The sequence below is a fragment of the Acinetobacter sp. TG2027 genome (assembly GCF_000302435.1).
GTDB lineage: Bacteria > Pseudomonadota > Gammaproteobacteria > Pseudomonadales > Moraxellaceae > Acinetobacter > Acinetobacter pittii.
In genome coordinates, this window is the sequence record NZ_AMJN01000008.1 from 211,117 (window position 1) to 227,511 (window position 16,395).

The window sequence follows — 16,395 nt, forward strand, 5'->3', positions numbered from 1 at the left end:
TGCTTGTTACCATTTCGCATAATGTTGTTCTAGTAAACCATATTGTTCGTTGCAATTGATGATATCGGTTGCCTCATGCTCAATCGCGCCGCTAATTTTAGCTTGCCACTGATTGAACTGGCTGCCGATCATTCTTAAGTTTATATTTTCATATCGGCACCAACCAATATGCACTTGGAGATTAAGCTTTTGATCTAAAGAGCTAATTTGCCAAAGCTCATCATTTACTTTTTCAAATAAAACATCAGTTAGTGGAAATAAGACTCCGTTAATCCATAAGCAGTTTTCATTACCAAAACTTTCATTAACACCAGAAGCCAGATTTAGCCCTATACGACGCCCTTGCTCATCCCAGAAATTACATGAAAGCCAGAACCAAGCCGTTTCAGGTCGCAAAAAACCGCAGGTATCATCTAAAGAGGCAAATGTCTTTTCATCAAATTGTACGACTTGGTTTTGCTTATTAATAAACATTCCCTCTACAGCCAATGTGGTCTGCTTTTGGGTATAAGTCCAACCATTGATGCCAGTTGGTGTACACAAACTTAATATATCGGTTCCAGCACAAAAAATACGAGCGCTAAGTTGAATCTCACCATATTTAGTGACTCGAATGTATCGCACACCATTGGCATGCTGGATATCAAACTGATAAGGAGATTTAGAAAAATAACTTTGATTAAATAAAGGTTGTTCATCAAGGTAGGTTTTATGACCTAAAGGCTGAATGGCATTCCACTCGATGACTTGCCCTGTTTCATGGTCATAAATATAGAAAAAGCCATGCCCAACCCAGCCAATATCTGCAATTGCCAGACCAATACTATAGTGTTTATGTTGAATGCCGCAGAATTTAAATTTTTTATATTTTAATTGCTTACGCCAGCCTTTAAGGACCTTACCATAAGGGGTTTTATAAATATAATGTTGTACGTGAATGGTTGACGGTACAGATTCAAAACGCCCGTAGCGAGGCTGTCCATTTTCTTGAATTAAATCCATTTACCCACTTCCATATGAATATTAGATTTCAAATGACCTATACCACGGTCAAATACGTATTTTCCCAAATTGTTTCAGCAAAATCGCCTTTTATTAAATGAATATAGCGCCCTGCTACACAATCTATTGCTAAGCAGTCATCAATATCAATGACTCGATCTGTATGTGCTTTTTGCCACTGCCGATCTATAAATTGTTTACCTAATTGTTTGGCAGCTACCGCATTCGGTGCAACCACAAACTCATAACGGTGAAGTTCACCGAATTCACTTGCATTATATCCACCTAGATTAATTAAATATAATTTTAAATCATCTGGTTGTGGAGCAGCATCTGTAAAGTGAATTTGATAATTTTGCCCTTGAGAGCTAACACCAGAGAGCTTGGCCCAAGCATCAATATGTAATCCTTGAGCCTCACCAAACCAAGCCTGTTTAAGTTGAGGATAAACTTCTTCCAAAGTATCTCCTACAGCCATGACTACATCATGAACTTCTGTATTAGCGCGTGCATGACGCCCGCCTAACATCACCATAAACAAACTTGGCATTATATCCTCTTACATCTCGACCATTTCTACGCCATCAATACGTGCAACTGTCATTAAATCTTTATCACCACGACCTGAAACAGTCGCAATAATAATCTGATCTTTAGACATCGTCGGTGCAAGCTTAGAGACATAAGCCATCGCATGCGAGCTTTCAAGCGCAGGAATAATCCCTTCAATTTTAGTTAAATCACGGAAACCTTGTAGAGCTTCTGTATCATTAATCGGCACGTACTCTACACGCTTCATATCTTTCAAGAAGCTATGTTCAGGGCCAACACCCGGATAATCAAGGCCCGCCGAGATACTATGTGTCTCAATAATCTGACCTTGTTCATCACTCATCAAGTAAGTACGATTACCATGTAATACACCCACATGACCTGCATTTAACGGCGCAGAGTGTTTACCAGTTTCAATACCAAAACCAGCTGCTTCAACACCATACATTTTCACGTTGGCATCGTTTAAGAATGGATAGAACAAGCCCATTGCATTTGAACCACCACCTACACAGGCAACTAATGCATCTGGTAAGCGACCTGCTTGTTCCAAAATCTGTTTGCGTGCTTCACGGCCAATGATCGACTGGAAGTCACGAACGAGTTGAGGGTATGGATGTGGGCCTGCAACTGTACCAATTACATAGTATGTCGTATCAACGTTGGTTACCCAGTCACGCATCGCTTCGTTCATGGCATCTTTCAGCGTTTTAGAACCACTTTGTACAGGAATAACTGTAGCGCCCAACAAACGCATACGGTAAACGTTCATGGCTTGACGCTTAACGTCTTCGGCCCCCATATAAACAACACATTCAAGACCTAAACGTGCTGCAATCGTTGCAGTTGCAACACCATGTTGCCCAGCGCCCGTCTCGGCAATAATACGTTTTTTACCAGAAAGCTTTGCCAATAACGCCTGACCAATCGTGTTGTTTACCTTGTGTGAGCCAGTATGGTTCAAGTCTTCACGTTTAAGATAAATTTGCGCACCACCTAACTCTTTTGACCATCGCTCAGCATAATAAAGTGGACTAGGACGACCTACATAGTAGGCGAGATCGCGGTCGAATTCTGCCAGAAACTGTTCATCATTTTTCATGCGGGAATAGAGATTTTCTAAATCTTCTAATGCCGCCATTAAAGTTTCTGACACAAAACGTCCGCCATGGATACCAAAATGCCCTGCAGCATCTGGGTACTGTGTATAGTCAATCACATTGTTTTGCTGATCCACGTTGGACTCCTTGCATAAATCTTTCAATGAGTTGTTGGTCTTTTATACCTTTTGCGGATTCTACGCCTCCGCTCACATCTACTGCAAAAGCACCGGTAGTATGAATAGCGTCTATGACATTGTCAGGGGTTAAACCACCTGCCAAGATTAAAGGAATATCAAGTTTTGGGAATTTAGACCAGTCAAACTGATGTCCTGTGCCCCCTTTAAGCTCAGGATGCCACGCATCGAGCAATACAGCACTGGCACCAGCCGCCTGATATTTTTGAATTTCAGCAATTACATCTAAATCAGGTTTAACCTGAATCGCTTTATACCAGCGACGTTTACAATAGCGAGCTATTTCCTGACATTGTTCTGGAGTTTCATCGCCATGTAGTTGTAATACATCTAGGGGAACACAATCAAGTACATCCTGAATTTCAGTAGCACTCGCATTTACAAACAAACCTATCATTTGTACATAAGGTGGAATTACTTTTGCTAATTCTTGGGCCTGTTCAACCGTAACATGTCTTGGGCTTGGCGGAAAAAAAACAAAACCAATCGCATCTGCTCCAGCAGCAACAACTGCTTGAACATCTTGAATACGAGTAATTCCACAGATTTTTGCTCGTGTACGTTTTTGGTTTGATTGGCTCATGATCTGCCTAAACTACAACCATTTCTTAAAATAAGCGCCATTGTAATGCAATTTTTGTCCCTTGCGTAAAAGTTCTCAGGGAATTGCTCCAAATGACATTGTATGAAGTAAATCGCCACTTTATACTGCGTAAAATTGGAAACAAGTGTAAGCAATTCATGCTTTAGGGAAGCTGGTGAAAGTCCGGCACTGCCCCCGCAACGGTAACAATGTAAAGCATATTTTTTAAGTCGTTCTCGACTTACACCACTGCAGTAATGTGGGAAGGTGAATATGTCCATAAATTAAATATGGCGCTGAAGTCCGGAGACCTACTTGTTTCATCTATCTACCCGATCATTCACGTGGGGTGAATGTATGGAGCATGTTATGTCTAAGTCTTTTCAACCTACTCGTCTGGTAGGGGCTATCGCTATTGCGATGGGGTTTTCACCTGTTATTTTTGCTGAAGATACAACGAATGTAACTCAGCTTGATCCAATTGTAGTGACTGCTTCCAAAAGTGCTGAAAAAGCGAGTGAAGTTCCGGCGCGTATTTCAGTGATTTCAAAAGAAGAAATTGAAAAAAATCCTATTTCAAATTTATCTAGTATCTTACAAAAAGATGCATCTATTTATATCAAACAAAATGGTGGTCTTGGACAAGGCACTAATCTTTTGATTCGTGGTACAAATCCAAATCATGTACTGTTATTAAAAGATGGAGCACGTCTAAATACTCCAAATACCCTTTCTCCGATCTATCCTGAACTTTTAGATACAACTAATCTTGACCGCATTGAAATCTTAAAAGGTCCTGCATCAGTTCAATATGGTACTGATGCGATTGGCGGTGTGATCCAAATGATTACATCTTCACCTGAAAGAAACTCTGCATTCGTTACAGGTATTTATGGTGAAGATAATACTTATAAAGCGATTATTGGAACAGATTTAGTCAGCAATGAAGGGTTCTTTGCTCAAATTCGTGGGCAAAGTATGGAAAGTGATGGAACGCATATTTTCAACACTCAACCAGACAATTTAAAAGCTGCTTATGATCAAAAAGGTTATAGCGCAAAAATAGGTTATGACAACAAGAACAACCTAAATGCAAATGTTGAAATTTCTCAAAACAAGGGTGCTAATAATTATTCAGACAATGGTGGCATAAGCAATACAGCTAAACGTGAGTTTGACAATCAATTATTCAGCACTAGAGTCGAATATAAACCTACATCTAATATCACTATCAATACAAGATATTCTAATTTTAAAGATACACAAGATTATCGTGAATCATCACCTTATCATGCCGACACTAAACGCAATGAAGGTGATTTAAATGTTAAGTGGCAATTTACACAGGCACAAAACATCTTGGTTGGCACAAGTATTGATAATACAGAGTATCAAGATGCCTCCATTTTAAATGGAAAGCAAGATATTGACTCTACTGGCTATTATCTACAACATCAATATAAAACTGATAAAATCAGCACGCAATTAGGCGTCCGCCTCGAAGATAATGAAAAATTTGGAACACATAATGTAGGACAAGGGGCTATTCGTTACTTTGTATTACCGTCAACCAGTATATATGCAAATATCGGAACAGCATTTAGAGCTCCGTCACTTACTGAATTGTATTATCACAGCGAAGCGGATTATGGTTCTTTTGGAATTTATCATACTTATGGGAATACTAATCTAAAACCAGAAGAAAGTACTTCATATGAAATTGGCTTAGATCATCAGTTTACTCCTGCATTAACAGCATATTTATCGGCATACAAAACAGACGTCAAAAATTTAATTGCCTCAACTTCAAGCTTTGATGTTGCAACTAATACAACGACAAGTACTTATGAAAATCTAAACAAAGCACAATTTTCTGGTGGAGAAGTTGGATTTAAATGGAAACAAGATGATCTATTTTTATCGACTGAATATGCCTATGTAAAAACTGAGAATAAAGAAACTGGTTTAGAAATTGCTTATCGACCTAAACAAACACTTACCTTAACTACAGGCTTAGAAAATGCTGTTTACGGTGTTAGCGCTTCTGTTATTGCCCGCTCTAGCTCTAATGCGCAGAATAGCTCTAATCCACAAAAAGTACCAGGCTATGCTACTGTCGATTTAAATGCTTACTGGAATATCAATCCAAACGTTAAAGTATTTACTAATATCGAAAATGTAGGTGATGCTGAATATAAAACAGTTTACAACTTTAGTAACTGGTATGTGAACGGTGGCCGTCAAGCTTCTGTTGGCGTAACTTTCCGTTATTAATTACTCACGCCAACTATAAAAATATTTTCTTAACTCCAGTTTCGGGGTAATGTTCTGACCGACATTATCCCTTTTTTATGTTCAGGATATCCATCATGGGACACCGTTTAAGCAAAATCTATACACGCACAGGCGACTCAGGTACAACAGGTTTAGGCGATGGTTCTCGTGTTGCCAAGGATGATTTACGAATTACGGCACTTGGTGATGTTGATGAACTCAACGCCATTATTGGGGTACTTCGTGCTCAAATCACAGATAGCCAAGTAACTGATAAGGCTGATTGGGATAAAAGCTTAAGTCTGATTCAACATTGGCTTTTTGATTTAGGTGGAGAGGTTTGTATTCCAAATTACAATCTACTCCAGCCCGTTTGTATTGAATTTCTTGAAAAAGAAATTGACCGTATGAATGAAGACTTACCGATGCTTAAGGAGTTTATTCTACCATCTGGTTCTTTATCTTGTAGTTATGCTCATCAAGCTCGTGCCGTTTGTCGTCGTGCAGAGCGATCACTCATGTCGGTGCAAACTCGTGATCAAAATATTCAAACCACGGCGCTCCAGCTTTTAAACCGTCTATCTGACTGGTTATTTGTCGCATCACGCGCTTTACAGCGTGCCGAAGGCGGACAAGAAGTACTTTGGCAAAAAAATATTAATGAGATTATTTAAAAATAGATTAGATTAAACATGGTCTCTGGTCTTTTTAAAGAGACCATAGTCAAAATATTTCATAGAAGAAAATTATGCGCATTATTGGTCATCGTGGTGCACGCCGAGAAGCTCCTGAAAATACACTTGGTGGGTTTCAGCACATAAAAAATTTAGGTATTCGTGGTGTCGAATTCGATATTCGTCAGCTTCAAGACCAAGAGTTAGTTGTTATTCATGATGATAGTTTTTTACGTACAGCTGGAGTCGATCAAGTTGTAGAGCAATCTACTTTGGCTCAAGCGTTGTCATTTGATCATCGTCAAAGCTGGCCCAATTGGCCAACCTCTGAACCAACGCCTACACTAAAAGGTGTTTTAAATTTACTTGATAATTTCGATCATATTGAAGTTGAAGTTAAAGCTGTAAGAGATATGGTGTTGGCCGAAAAACTCGTTCAAAAGCTTGAGACTGAATTACAGGGTTTTGAGAAAGTTGTAACCATCACAAGTTTTGATCTTCAAATTTTAACTGCCTTACGCGATATAAACTCTCAATTTAAACGCGGATTGTTAGTTGAACTTCCGGTTGGCGCAACAGCGATTGAACTCGCGCATCAGTATGGGTGCTGTCATATTGGTTGGCACGATCAGCTGGCAACAGATGAAATGATTCAATTATCACATCAAGCTGGTTTGAACATTAGTGTCTGGACAGTCAATGATGTAGAAAGAGCAAAAAGACTACGTGATTTAGAAGTTCAGGGCTTAATTACAGATATTCCAACCACGATGTTACAAGCCCTATAAATATAAAAAAGGTGGTAAAAACCACCTTTTATTTCTTTTGTGCCTGAATGAGACGCTGACCATTCTGGTCAAGTAAATATAGCGTATTACCTACGAGTTGGAAGCGTTGAATACGTTGCAAAGCATCTACCAACTCTGCTTCTTGAGCCAAAGCACCATCACAGCTTGAATGACCTGCATTTACTTGCATATCAAGTTTTTGCTGGCTGAAATTAAATGTATAACGGCCAAAAACAGCATTACAGCCAGTATGGCCCGATACTGTTTTGACTGCTGAGTTCAGTGAAAGAGTTGGCCATTGGTTAAAGAATTTTGCCTTATGACCACTGATCTGAGTGATCTGCCAATCAATATCTTGAATGCCATCTGGACTCACTCTCTTTTTTACAACAGGGGTTTGAGTCTGATGAACTGTTCTTTTTGGTTGAACTTTTTTCGTAGTTTGTTCGGGTGCACTTTGACATGCGGCTAATACAAGACTGATTGTGACCAAGATACACTTCAATGATAATTTTCTTGAAATATCAATGCTGTTCTTTTTTTTCAATCGTTGTACGTTCATTAAACAACTTCTCCTGCTTGAAAAACTCTTTGACATAGTTTAATTCTGTTACGGTTCTTTCAATACATCTGTACAATAATGCTAGTGATTCTCACTAAGCACGTGCTAATATGAAGGATAGAATAGCAATATATCTTGATGATTGGTTTTGCTATGTCGTTTTGTCTTTGTACCTTGTTTCACAAGGATTCTAGGAGCGCTGCCGGATATGACTTCCGCCCCACTCAAAGCCCCAATTAACTGGACCGCTAGCATTACCTTAATTGGTTTACCAATTCTTGCCGCAATCATAATCCCGATTTATGCGTATTTTTATGATTTTAGTGTAAGCGCATGGGTAAGCTTATTTTTTCTTTTAGCTCTAAGTAGTATGGGGATTACTGCTGGTTACCATCGCCTTTGGGCTCACCGAGCTTATGAAGCGTCGTTACCGCTTAAAATTCTTTTAATGATCGGTGGAACATTTGCCGTACAAAATAGTATTTTGTTCTGGGCATCTGGTCACCGTACTCACCATCGACATGTTGATGATGTTGATGAAGATCCGTATTCAATTGAGCGTGGTTTTTGGTATGCCCATATGGGTTGGATGATCCGCGATCATTCACCATCTGAGCCAGACTTTAAAAATGCACCAGACCTACTCAATGATAAATTGGTCATGTTCCAGCATAAATATTACGCACTACTTGTAGTCGCAGTTCATGTTGGTATTTTAGGTTTAATTGGTTGGGCAACAGGTGATCTATGGGGTGTAGTCCTCCTAGGTGGTCTCTTACGTTTAATCATTAGCCATCAAGTTACATTCTTTATTAACTCGCTTTGCCACATGTTTGGTAAACGTCCTTATACAGACGAAAACTCAGCACGTGATAATTTCTGGTTAGCTATTGCCACTTGGGGCGAGGGTTACCACAACTATCACCATATCTTCCAATACGACTATCGTAATGGTGTGAAATGGTGGCAATATGACCCAACAAAATGGTTGATCTGGTCATGTTCTAAAATTGGTTTAGCTAAAAATTTACGTCGTATTCCAAGCTTTAATATTAAAAAAGCAGAACTGGCGATGAAATTTAAATACGCTGAACAAGACCTAGCTATTTATGGTCATGATGTAAATGCAGACATTACTCAAATGAAACAACGTATTGCACAAGAGTACGAAGCATTTACACACACCTTAAATGATTGGGCAAAACTTAAAGAACAAGAGTTACAAGCGAAAAAAGCAGCAATGGCTGAAAAGATTCATAGAATGGATCATAAGCTTAAAGTTGATTTTCAATTGCTTGAACACCGTTTAAGTCATCACCGCGAATGCTTAGAAACACTGATGCGTAGTGTTAAAAAGAATACCAACGTGGTGTCAGACTAAAATAAATTCTGATCTAAAATAGCTCTTTCGGGAGCTATTTTTATGCCTGCTTTTTAACTGTGTTATAGTGAAATCTGCTCTCTCTATTTTGCTCAGCCTATGCAGTTTAATCCTCTCTACCCTTCACTTCCGTCTAAATTATTTCATGTTCAGCAACCATCACCTTTACGTGGTGCAAAAGCAGGACATTTTAACAGTGCTTTGGCTGATGAACTGCAATGGTCAGAAGACGATAAAAATGCATGGGTTGAGATCTGTAGTGGACAGCGTACATTCCCTGAATTTCCGTCTCTTGCGATGGTCTATGCTGGCCACCAATTCGGACAATGGGCAGGACAACTCGGCGATGGACGTGGCTTACTGATTGCGCAAATACTGAATACAAAGGGTCAAACCATTGACCTACATCTCAAAGGTGCAGGTCCTACGCCTTATTCAAGAATGGGCGATGGGCGAGCAGTATTACGTTCTGTGGTCCGTGAATATTTAGCAGGACATGCTCTAAATGCTTTAGGCGTCGCATCTAGTCATGCAGTCGGTTTTACAACCTCGACTCAAGGTGTACAGCGTGAAAAACTAGAGTTAGGCGCAATGCTACTTAGAACATCTGAATGTCATATTCGTTTAGGACACTTCGAATGGATTAATCAATATGCGCCTGAATTGCTGTCAGAATTCACTCAAAAATGTATTGAATGGCATTATCCAGAATGCTTAGAAACTGAAAATCCAATTTTATCCTTTGCAAAAAAGGTAGTTGAATGTACTGCAATTATGATTGCGAAATGGCAATTGGTTGGGTTTGCTCATGGAGTGATGAATACCGATAACTTAAATATTACAGGTTCAACACTCGATTTTGGTCCATATGGCTTTATGGAGCGTTTTCGCCCGAACTGGATCAACAACCATTCCGATTATCAAGGTCGTTATACTTACCAAAATCAACCAAGTATAGGCCATTGGAACTTATGGACGTGGCTAAACAACTTAATTCCTCTCGCTGAACCTGAACAAAAAGATAAGTTTAAAGAAGAGTTAGCACGTTGCTTAGAACAATTTGAACCAATCTTTTTAGAACACTATGGACAAGGTTTATGTCAAAAAATGGGACTTCCCCATTTCCACAAAGACAGCCTTGATTGTAGTTTTGCGTTTTTAAGAATCTTACAAACTGAACAACTCGATTACACTCAAAGTTTTATTCGTCTTCAAAATAAAGAATATAAAACTCTACGAGATGATTGCCTTGATATTCGACAGTTTGATGAGTTTCTTAGCCAATATCAAAGTATTCGTGAACATCAAGATACTGATGAACTTGATGCAAATATGCAAAAAGCAAATCCGATTTATATTTTACGGAATCACATGGCTCAGCGTGCTATTGAAGCAGCGGAAAGAGATGATTTTAGCGAAGTAGATCGTTTATTTAAGCTACTTAATCATCCATACACAAGACAACCAGAGCTTGAGCAACCACAAGATTTAGGGCCATTACCAAGTGATGTTCCAGATGTAGCAGTGAGCTGTTCATCTTAATATTAAAAAAACTAAACTCTCTTAAGTCATTCTCAACACTTAAGAGAGTTTCTTACACATCAAAGAATAATATATGAAAATTAAACCCCTCATTATTTGTACATTTCTTATCATTCTACTGGGAATCGCTTTTTATAATTATGAAAAATATTTACCGACTTTTACGTCAAGCCATCAAGCGCTTTCAAAAGAAGAAATATTAGAACTCATAAAGACCAAGCCAGTTACCTCAATTGAAGTGTTTAAAAACCAACGCCTACTTCTGCTCAAGAGTAATCAGGACGTGATTCGGCAATATCCGATTCGTCTCGGCTTTAATCCCAAAGGACATAAACACTTTGAAAATGATGGTAGAACACCTGAAGGAATTTATTCTATAGATTGGCGAAACTCACAAAGTGCTTACTATAAATCTTTGCATATTTCGTATCCCGATGCGAAAGATATTGCTTATGCCAAGCAACATAATCAACCAACAGGAGGAGATATCATGATTCATGGATCTGTTCCGAAATCATTACTCTCCATGCCTTTTAGCTCGACTTATATGCCCCATAAGGATTGGACGTTAGGATGTATCGCGGTTAGAAATGTAGATATAGATGAAATTTGGCAATTAGTACCCAATCAAACTAAGATTATAATTTATCCATAAAATTTTTAAAACTATCCACATTTTCTGTGGATAACATTGTGGTTATCCACAGAATAACTTTTATGAAGACTTACTCTTCAGGATATTCGAAGCGATAACCTACACCATAAACTGCTTGAATCCACTCATGGCGGTTACCAGTTTCCGCTGCTTCACTAATTTTTCGTCGCAAGTTTTTGATATGGCTGTCAATCACACGATCGGCAACATCAAAGCTATCTGGATTAATATGATCCAATAATTGTGCACGTGAATAAACTTGCCCCACATGCTCTAAAAATAGCTCAAGTAAGCGAAATTCGGTTGGCGTTAAGCTCAACGATTTTTGTTGATACCAAATTCTTTGTTGTGCTTTATCAATTCGGAAAGAATCATTTTGTTCAGGTTCTGCCTTACGCTCTAAACGGCGTAAAACAGCTTGTACACGAGCCACTAACTCTTTTGGGCTAAATGGTTTACATACGTAATCATCAGCTCCCATGTTAAGACCTAATACTCGGTCAATTTCTTCGGTACGGGCAGTGACCATAATAATCGGTAAATCTGATTGTTCACGAACTTTACGGCAAATCGTTAAACCATCCATTCGTGGAACCATTAAGTCCAGAATCATCAAATTTGGTTTACGTTGCTGGAAACTCGCATAGGCATCTTGACCATCATGAAACATACTTACTTCAAAACCGGCAGCTTCAAGATAATCACGCACCAAATGCGCCAATTCGACTTCATCTTCAACCAACATCACATGTTTCATGAGATATTTTTCCTTTTATATTTAACTCTGCTTTTTAAAAGTAAGTACACAACGTAAACCACCTAATGGTGAATGTTCAAAACTGAGTGTACCACCAAGCGCCTGCGCAATCTTACAAGACAAAGCTAAGCCCAGCCCTGTTCCACCTGTACTACGCGTACGCGAATCATCTACGCGATAGAAACGTTCACCTAAACGGGATAACTGCTCATCACTTAAACCATAAGGACTATCATCGACATACAAAGTCCACTCTTGAGGAGTCTGGCTTGTATGAATATGAATTTTGCCACCTGTTTCTGTGTAACGAATACTATTACTAATTAAATTAACAATAATCTGTTTAAAACGGTCACGGTCTAATAATAGCGGAGAACTTGTTCCTTCAACTTGAATTTCGAGACCAGCCTGCTCAAGTTTGGGTTTAAAGTTTTCAACTTCTTGTAGTACCACTTCCCATGGATTTACAGAGCTCAAATAACACTTAAGCTGCTGAGCATCTGCCTGCGCCAAGTCTGCAAGGTCTTGGGTCAATTTTTTCAAGCTTGAAACCTGACGCATCATTGCATCTAAATGTTCAGGAGTTGCTTTTCGAATCCCGTCTTGCATCGCTTCAATTTGTGCTTGCAATACAGCCAAAGGCGTTTTTAATTCATGAGAAGTATCTGCCACCCATTGACGTCGTGACTCTTCATGCTGATGTAAAATCTCTGCCAAATGGTTCAACTGGGTTGATAAATCACCTAGCTCATCATTTCGCTTAATGACCACTTGGTGTTGATAATTTCCTTTGGTTAATTCATTGGTTGCATTTAATAAACGCTGAATTGGCTTTTTAAAATAAGTCGCCATTAACAGTGCTGCAACTAGACTTGAAAGTAAGGTTAAAGCATAAATTAAGAGTAAATAACGCTTTTGATTACTAAAAAAGTTAATACTCAAAGCGTCTTCTTTATCTAAAACAGGCTTTAAACCTAAATATCCCACGACTTTATTATTTAAAATAATCGGGCGAAATGACATTTGATCTGAAGAAGGCGGTTCACCTACCACAAACTGGTGCTGTGCATCATATAGAGATAGACGCGAACTCAATCCTAAACGGTCTGGTAAAGCGATAAAACGTTTCTTCCCATTTTGGGTTTCAATATCTTTTAGGCTTCCCTTCTTTGACTTATTTTTATCATCACTTGGACGAAACTGGTTTGCACTTAAGGGGAATCTTAGCCCTTCAAAGGGTTGATATTGAGAAGGTAAATTTTGCTCAAGCGTTCTTAACTCTTCATCACTAAAAATAGTATTTTTATTGGTCGGTGCAACTTGCGGTGAAATATTAATAAGGGCATGTTCATCAAAAGAATGCTGCTGTATGGCAATGTCATATTGACGACGAAGCCACCACTGCGAGAGACGATCGTAGTCATCGGGAGCCGCGGTTCCTTCGATTTGTAAAATCTGTGCCTGAATCGCATTTCCCCAATCATGGTATACCGTATAAACATCACCCAGATTGGTAATGAGGCGGTCTAGTTTCTGCATTTCAACGTCAGCCACATATTTGGCAAAGTTCTTTTGCATTGTCCAGTGCAAAACGCTCAAGCTTGCAGTCGCAATAAGCAATGTGGTGAGCAAGACTGTCAAAAATAACCGTAATGCAATGGGAACACGTAGAACGTTCAAAAGCACTCTCTCATTTTTACGCTATATTTTGCATTGTAACCAACAACGAAAAGAAAAACTCTCCATTGTTTCTACATCTTTATTATCTAATCTTTAAGCCATCAGAAAACACAACATTAAAGGGCTTTAAATATGAAAATGACGGCTAAAATTGCATTATTCAGTGCAGCAATTGTAACTATGGGTAGTTTGGCTGCTTGTCAATCAACAACTCAACCACCTAAGCCAGAACATGGCATGATGCAAGATGGCCCACGTAATGGTCACCACCATCGTATGAAACACCGTGAATTTACGCCTGAACAAAAAGCAGCATGGGAACAACACCGTGCAGAGCGTAAAGCTCGTTTTGAGCAAATTCAAAAAGCATGTGAAGGTAAAGCTGTTGGACAAACTGTCAATGTTCAAGTTGGAGATAAAACACTTGAAGGTACATGTAACCTCCGCTTTGAGCCAAAACGTCCTCAACCACCAGTCAATGCCCCTGCTCCAGTAGCGACTCAAGCAAAATAATTCTAAAAACAGTAAAACAAAAGGCGCCAGAAGGCGCCTTTTATTTATACATAACTATTTACGATTTTGACTATTTGTCTCATCTAAACTTCATCAAAAGTGTTTACACTCAAAGCACTTACATAGTTCAAGTATTTTTTTCTTGACTTTGCAGTCACAAAGTAAAGGCCCCGAGGTGCTTGTACAGTTATGCAAGTTGTTGCACGATGTAATAGTTCAAGGTGCCTTATGGCACATTATCGTAGATTAGGATTATAACTCTGGTTTCACCAGTATTGAGGAACCCGATATGCCACAATACAAAGCGCCCTTACGTGATATGCAATTCGTTTTGCATGAATTATTAAATGCTGAAGAACACTATGCAAAATTACCTGACTTTCAAGGTAACGTAAGCCGTGAATTGGTTGATCAATATTTAGAAGCTGCGGCAGACTTCTGTGAAAATGAACTTTCTCCTTTAAACCAAGTTGGCGACCGTGAAGGTTGTACTTGGAATGATGGTGTTGTAACTACACCAACAGGCTTTAAAGAAGCTTATCAAAAATACATCGAACTTGGCTTCCCGTCTTTATCAGCAGAAGAACAATACGGTGGTCAAGGCTTACCTAACTCTTTAGGTATCGCAATTTCAGAAATGGTAGGTAGCTCTAACTGGGCATGGGGTATGTACCCTGGTTTGTCTCACGGTGCAGTACGTACATTAGAACATCATGGTTCTGAAGAGCAAAAAAATACTTACTTACCAAACCTTGTTTCAGGTGTTTGGACAGGTACGATGTGTTTAACTGAATCTCATGCAGGTTCAGACTTAGGTATTATCCGTACTAAAGCAGAACCAAATGCAGATGGTAGCTATGCAATCTCTGGCGAGAAAATCTTTATCTCTGCTGGTGAACACGACATGGCTGAAAACATTATCCATATCGTTCTTGCTCGTCTACCAGGCGCACCAAAAGGGACTAAAGGGATTTCGTTATTCATCGTTCCTAAGTTCAATGTCAATGCAGACGGATCTCTAGGCGAACGTAATGCCGTACGTTGTGGTTCAATCGAACACAAAATGGGTATTCACGGTAACGCGACTTGTGTCATTAACTTTGACCAAGCAAAAGGTTATTTAATTGGCCCTGAAAACCGTGGTTTGAACTGTATGTTCACCTTCATGAACACAGCACGTATTGGTACTGCGGTTCAAGGTTTATCTGCATCTGAGTCTTCTTTCCAAGGCGCTTTAACTTACGCGAAAGAACGTTTAGCTATGCGTTCACTTTCTGGTCCTAAAGCTCCAGAAAAAGAAGCAGATCCAATTATCGTTCACCCTGCCGTTCGTAACATGCTTTTAACTCAAAAAGCGTTTGCTGAAGGTGGTCGTGCACTTGTTTACTTACTTGCTCAATATGCAGATATCGTTGAAAAAGGCGAAACTGAAGAAGAGCGTAAGTTTGCTGACAACATCTTGTCTTTATTGACTCCAATTGCAAAAGCATTCTTAACTGAAACAGGTTCTGAATCTGCTAAGCACGGTGTTCAAGTGTTCGGTGGTCATGGCTTCATTTCTGAGCATGGCATGGAGCAAATCGTACGTGATACACGTATTGCTTGCTTGTATGAAGGTACAACTGAAATTCAGGCACTGGACTTGTTAGGCCGTAAAGTTTTACAAACTCAAGGTGCAATGCTTCGTGATTTCACTAAGATTGTTCACAAGTTTGTAGAAGCAAATAAAGACAATGCTGCCATGAAAGAATTTGTTGAGCCACTTGCTGCGCTGAACAAAGAATGGGGCGACCTCACTATGCAAATCGGTATGCGTGCAATGCAAAATCCGGATGAAGTGGGTGCAGCGGCTGTAGATTACCTCTACTTCTCTGGTTACGTTACTTTAGCTTATCTATGGGCTCGTATGGCGCTTGTAGCACAAGAGAAATTAGCTGCGGGTACAACCGATGTTGATTTCTACAATGCGAAAGTAACTACTGCTCGCTTCTACTTCAAGAAAATTTTACCGCGTGTACGCTCTCATGTAGATGTTATCGCAGGTGGTTTAGACCCATTGATGGCATTAGATGCTGAACATTTCGCTTTCTAATCATAGTTAGTTGCGATATGCAATGTTAAAAACCAAAAAAGGA

Annotated in this window: 15 protein-coding genes and 1 riboswitch; of the genes, 8 read left to right on the plus strand and 7 right to left on the minus strand. The window is 39.3% G+C overall.

Features of this window, described 5'->3' with window-relative positions; translation table 11 throughout:
* Positions 1-6 precede the first annotated feature (6 nt).
* The 4 genes from B806_RS0104055 to B806_RS0104070 are packed head-to-tail and all read right to left on the minus strand — an operon-like array spanning position 7 to position 3,434.
* Positions 7-1,002: a DUF2804 domain-containing protein gene (locus B806_RS0104055; protein ID WP_005804702.1), complete on the minus strand. Its 996-nt coding sequence runs from the start codon at positions 1,000-1,002 to the stop codon at positions 7-9.
* 37 nt (positions 1,003-1,039) lie between these two features.
* On the minus strand, positions 1,040-1,552 hold the full coding sequence (locus B806_RS0104060; RefSeq protein ID WP_001139542.1) for a DUF1543 domain-containing protein: 513 nt from the start codon (positions 1,550-1,552) through the stop codon (positions 1,040-1,042).
* Between the two features lie 9 nt (positions 1,553-1,561).
* Positions 1,562-2,791 (minus strand): tryptophan synthase subunit beta, encoded by a 1,230-nt coding sequence (gene trpB, locus B806_RS0104065; protein ID WP_017385619.1) that lies wholly within the window; start codon positions 2,789-2,791, stop codon positions 1,562-1,564.
* Positions 2,766-3,434 (minus strand): phosphoribosylanthranilate isomerase, encoded by a 669-nt coding sequence (locus tag B806_RS0104070; RefSeq protein WP_017385620.1) that lies wholly within the window; start codon positions 3,432-3,434, stop codon positions 2,766-2,768. The genes trpB and B806_RS0104070 overlap by 26 nt, the downstream gene beginning before the upstream one ends.
* 126 nt (positions 3,435-3,560) lie before the next feature.
* Positions 3,561-3,768: riboswitch (cobalamin riboswitch) on the plus strand.
* Positions 3,769-3,791: 23 nt separating this feature from the next.
* Between B806_RS0104070 and B806_RS0104075 the strand changes: the two genes are divergently transcribed.
* The 3 genes from B806_RS0104075 (at position 3,792) to B806_RS0104085 (ending at position 7,170) form a co-directional block, all read left to right on the plus strand.
* Positions 3,792-5,708: a TonB-dependent receptor gene (locus B806_RS0104075; protein ID WP_017402649.1), complete on the plus strand. Its 1,917-nt coding sequence runs from the start codon at positions 3,792-3,794 to the stop codon at positions 5,706-5,708.
* 95 nt (positions 5,709-5,803) lie between these two features.
* Positions 5,804-6,382 (plus strand): cob(I)yrinic acid a,c-diamide adenosyltransferase, encoded by a 579-nt coding sequence (locus tag B806_RS0104080; RefSeq protein WP_017385622.1) that lies wholly within the window; start codon positions 5,804-5,806, stop codon positions 6,380-6,382.
* Between the two features lie 74 nt (positions 6,383-6,456).
* On the plus strand, positions 6,457-7,170 hold the full coding sequence (locus tag B806_RS0104085) for a glycerophosphodiester phosphodiesterase (RefSeq protein WP_017402650.1): 714 nt from the start codon (positions 6,457-6,459) through the stop codon (positions 7,168-7,170).
* A gap of 28 nt (positions 7,171-7,198) precedes the next feature.
* On the opposite strand, the gene B806_RS0104090 is transcribed toward B806_RS0104085, so the two are convergent.
* Positions 7,199-7,732, minus strand: coding sequence for an META domain-containing protein (locus B806_RS0104090; protein ID WP_017385624.1), 534 nt, complete (start codon positions 7,730-7,732; stop codon positions 7,199-7,201).
* 208 nt (positions 7,733-7,940) lie between these two features.
* Here B806_RS0104090 and B806_RS0104095 point away from each other — a divergent pair, with 208 nt between their 5' ends.
* From B806_RS0104095 to B806_RS0104105, 3 genes are all read left to right on the plus strand, one after another.
* Complete coding sequence (locus B806_RS0104095; protein ID WP_017385625.1) at positions 7,941-9,113, plus strand: acyl-CoA desaturase; 1,173 nt, start codon at positions 7,941-7,943, stop codon at positions 9,111-9,113.
* A gap of 99 nt (positions 9,114-9,212) precedes the next feature.
* Positions 9,213-10,655, plus strand: a complete 1,443-nt coding sequence (locus B806_RS0104100) for a protein adenylyltransferase SelO family protein (RefSeq protein WP_017385626.1) — start codon at positions 9,213-9,215, stop codon at positions 10,653-10,655.
* A 73-nt stretch (positions 10,656-10,728) separates the two neighbouring features.
* Positions 10,729-11,310, plus strand: a complete 582-nt coding sequence (locus B806_RS0104105) for a L,D-transpeptidase family protein (RefSeq protein WP_017385627.1) — start codon at positions 10,729-10,731, stop codon at positions 11,308-11,310.
* Between the two features lie 70 nt (positions 11,311-11,380).
* Here B806_RS0104105 and B806_RS0104110 read toward each other — a convergent pair whose 3' ends face one another.
* Both B806_RS0104110 and baeS read right to left on the minus strand, forming a co-directional pair.
* Positions 11,381-12,067: a response regulator gene (locus tag B806_RS0104110; RefSeq protein WP_002116101.1), complete on the minus strand. Its 687-nt coding sequence runs from the start codon at positions 12,065-12,067 to the stop codon at positions 11,381-11,383.
* Positions 12,068-12,088: 21 nt separating this feature from the next.
* The gene (gene baeS, locus B806_RS0104115) at positions 12,089-13,747 is read right to left on the minus strand and encodes a sensor histidine kinase efflux regulator BaeS (RefSeq protein WP_031944498.1); all 1,659 of its coding nucleotides are present in this window, start codon (positions 13,745-13,747) and stop codon (positions 12,089-12,091) included.
* 132 nt (positions 13,748-13,879) lie between these two features.
* Here baeS and B806_RS0104120 point away from each other — a divergent pair, with 132 nt between their 5' ends.
* Positions 13,880-14,260: a hypothetical protein gene (locus B806_RS0104120; RefSeq protein WP_000784273.1), complete on the plus strand. Its 381-nt coding sequence runs from the start codon at positions 13,880-13,882 to the stop codon at positions 14,258-14,260.
* Positions 14,261-14,549: 289 nt separating this feature from the next.
* The gene (locus B806_RS0104125; protein ID WP_001136741.1) at positions 14,550-16,352 is read left to right on the plus strand and encodes an acyl-CoA dehydrogenase C-terminal domain-containing protein; all 1,803 of its coding nucleotides are present in this window, start codon (positions 14,550-14,552) and stop codon (positions 16,350-16,352) included.
* The last annotated feature ends 43 nt before the right edge of the window (positions 16,353-16,395 follow it).

Bases quoted from the DNA above. Each gene is read 5' to 3' on its own strand.
- B806_RS0104095 (WP_017385625.1), top strand. From the start codon at position 7,941: ATGACTTCCGCCCCACTCAAAGCCCCAATTAACTGGACCGCTAGCATT.
- B806_RS0104100 (WP_017385626.1), top strand. From the start codon at position 9,213: ATGCAGTTTAATCCTCTCTACCCTTCACTTCCGTCTAAATTATTTCAT.
- B806_RS0104120 (WP_000784273.1), top strand. From the start codon at position 13,880: ATGAAAATGACGGCTAAAATTGCATTATTCAGTGCAGCAATTGTAACT.
- B806_RS0104125 (WP_001136741.1), top strand. From the start codon at position 14,550: ATGCCACAATACAAAGCGCCCTTACGTGATATGCAATTCGTTTTGCAT.
- B806_RS0104105 (WP_017385627.1), top strand. From the start codon at position 10,729: ATGAAAATTAAACCCCTCATTATTTGTACATTTCTTATCATTCTACTG.
- B806_RS0104090 (WP_017385624.1), bottom strand. From the start codon at position 7,732: ATGAACGTACAACGATTGAAAAAAAAGAACAGCATTGATATTTCAAGA.
- B806_RS0104075 (WP_017402649.1), top strand. From the start codon at position 3,792: ATGGAGCATGTTATGTCTAAGTCTTTTCAACCTACTCGTCTGGTAGGG.
- B806_RS0104110 (WP_002116101.1), bottom strand. From the start codon at position 12,067: ATGAAACATGTGATGTTGGTTGAAGATGAAGTCGAATTGGCGCATTTG.
- B806_RS0104055 (WP_005804702.1), bottom strand. From the start codon at position 1,002: ATGGATTTAATTCAAGAAAATGGACAGCCTCGCTACGGGCGTTTTGAA.
- B806_RS0104085 (WP_017402650.1), top strand. From the start codon at position 6,457: ATGCGCATTATTGGTCATCGTGGTGCACGCCGAGAAGCTCCTGAAAAT.
- B806_RS0104080 (WP_017385622.1), top strand. From the start codon at position 5,804: ATGGGACACCGTTTAAGCAAAATCTATACACGCACAGGCGACTCAGGT.
- B806_RS0104070 (WP_017385620.1), bottom strand. From the start codon at position 3,434: ATGAGCCAATCAAACCAAAAACGTACACGAGCAAAAATCTGTGGAATT.
- B806_RS0104060 (WP_001139542.1), bottom strand. From the start codon at position 1,552: ATGCCAAGTTTGTTTATGGTGATGTTAGGCGGGCGTCATGCACGCGCT.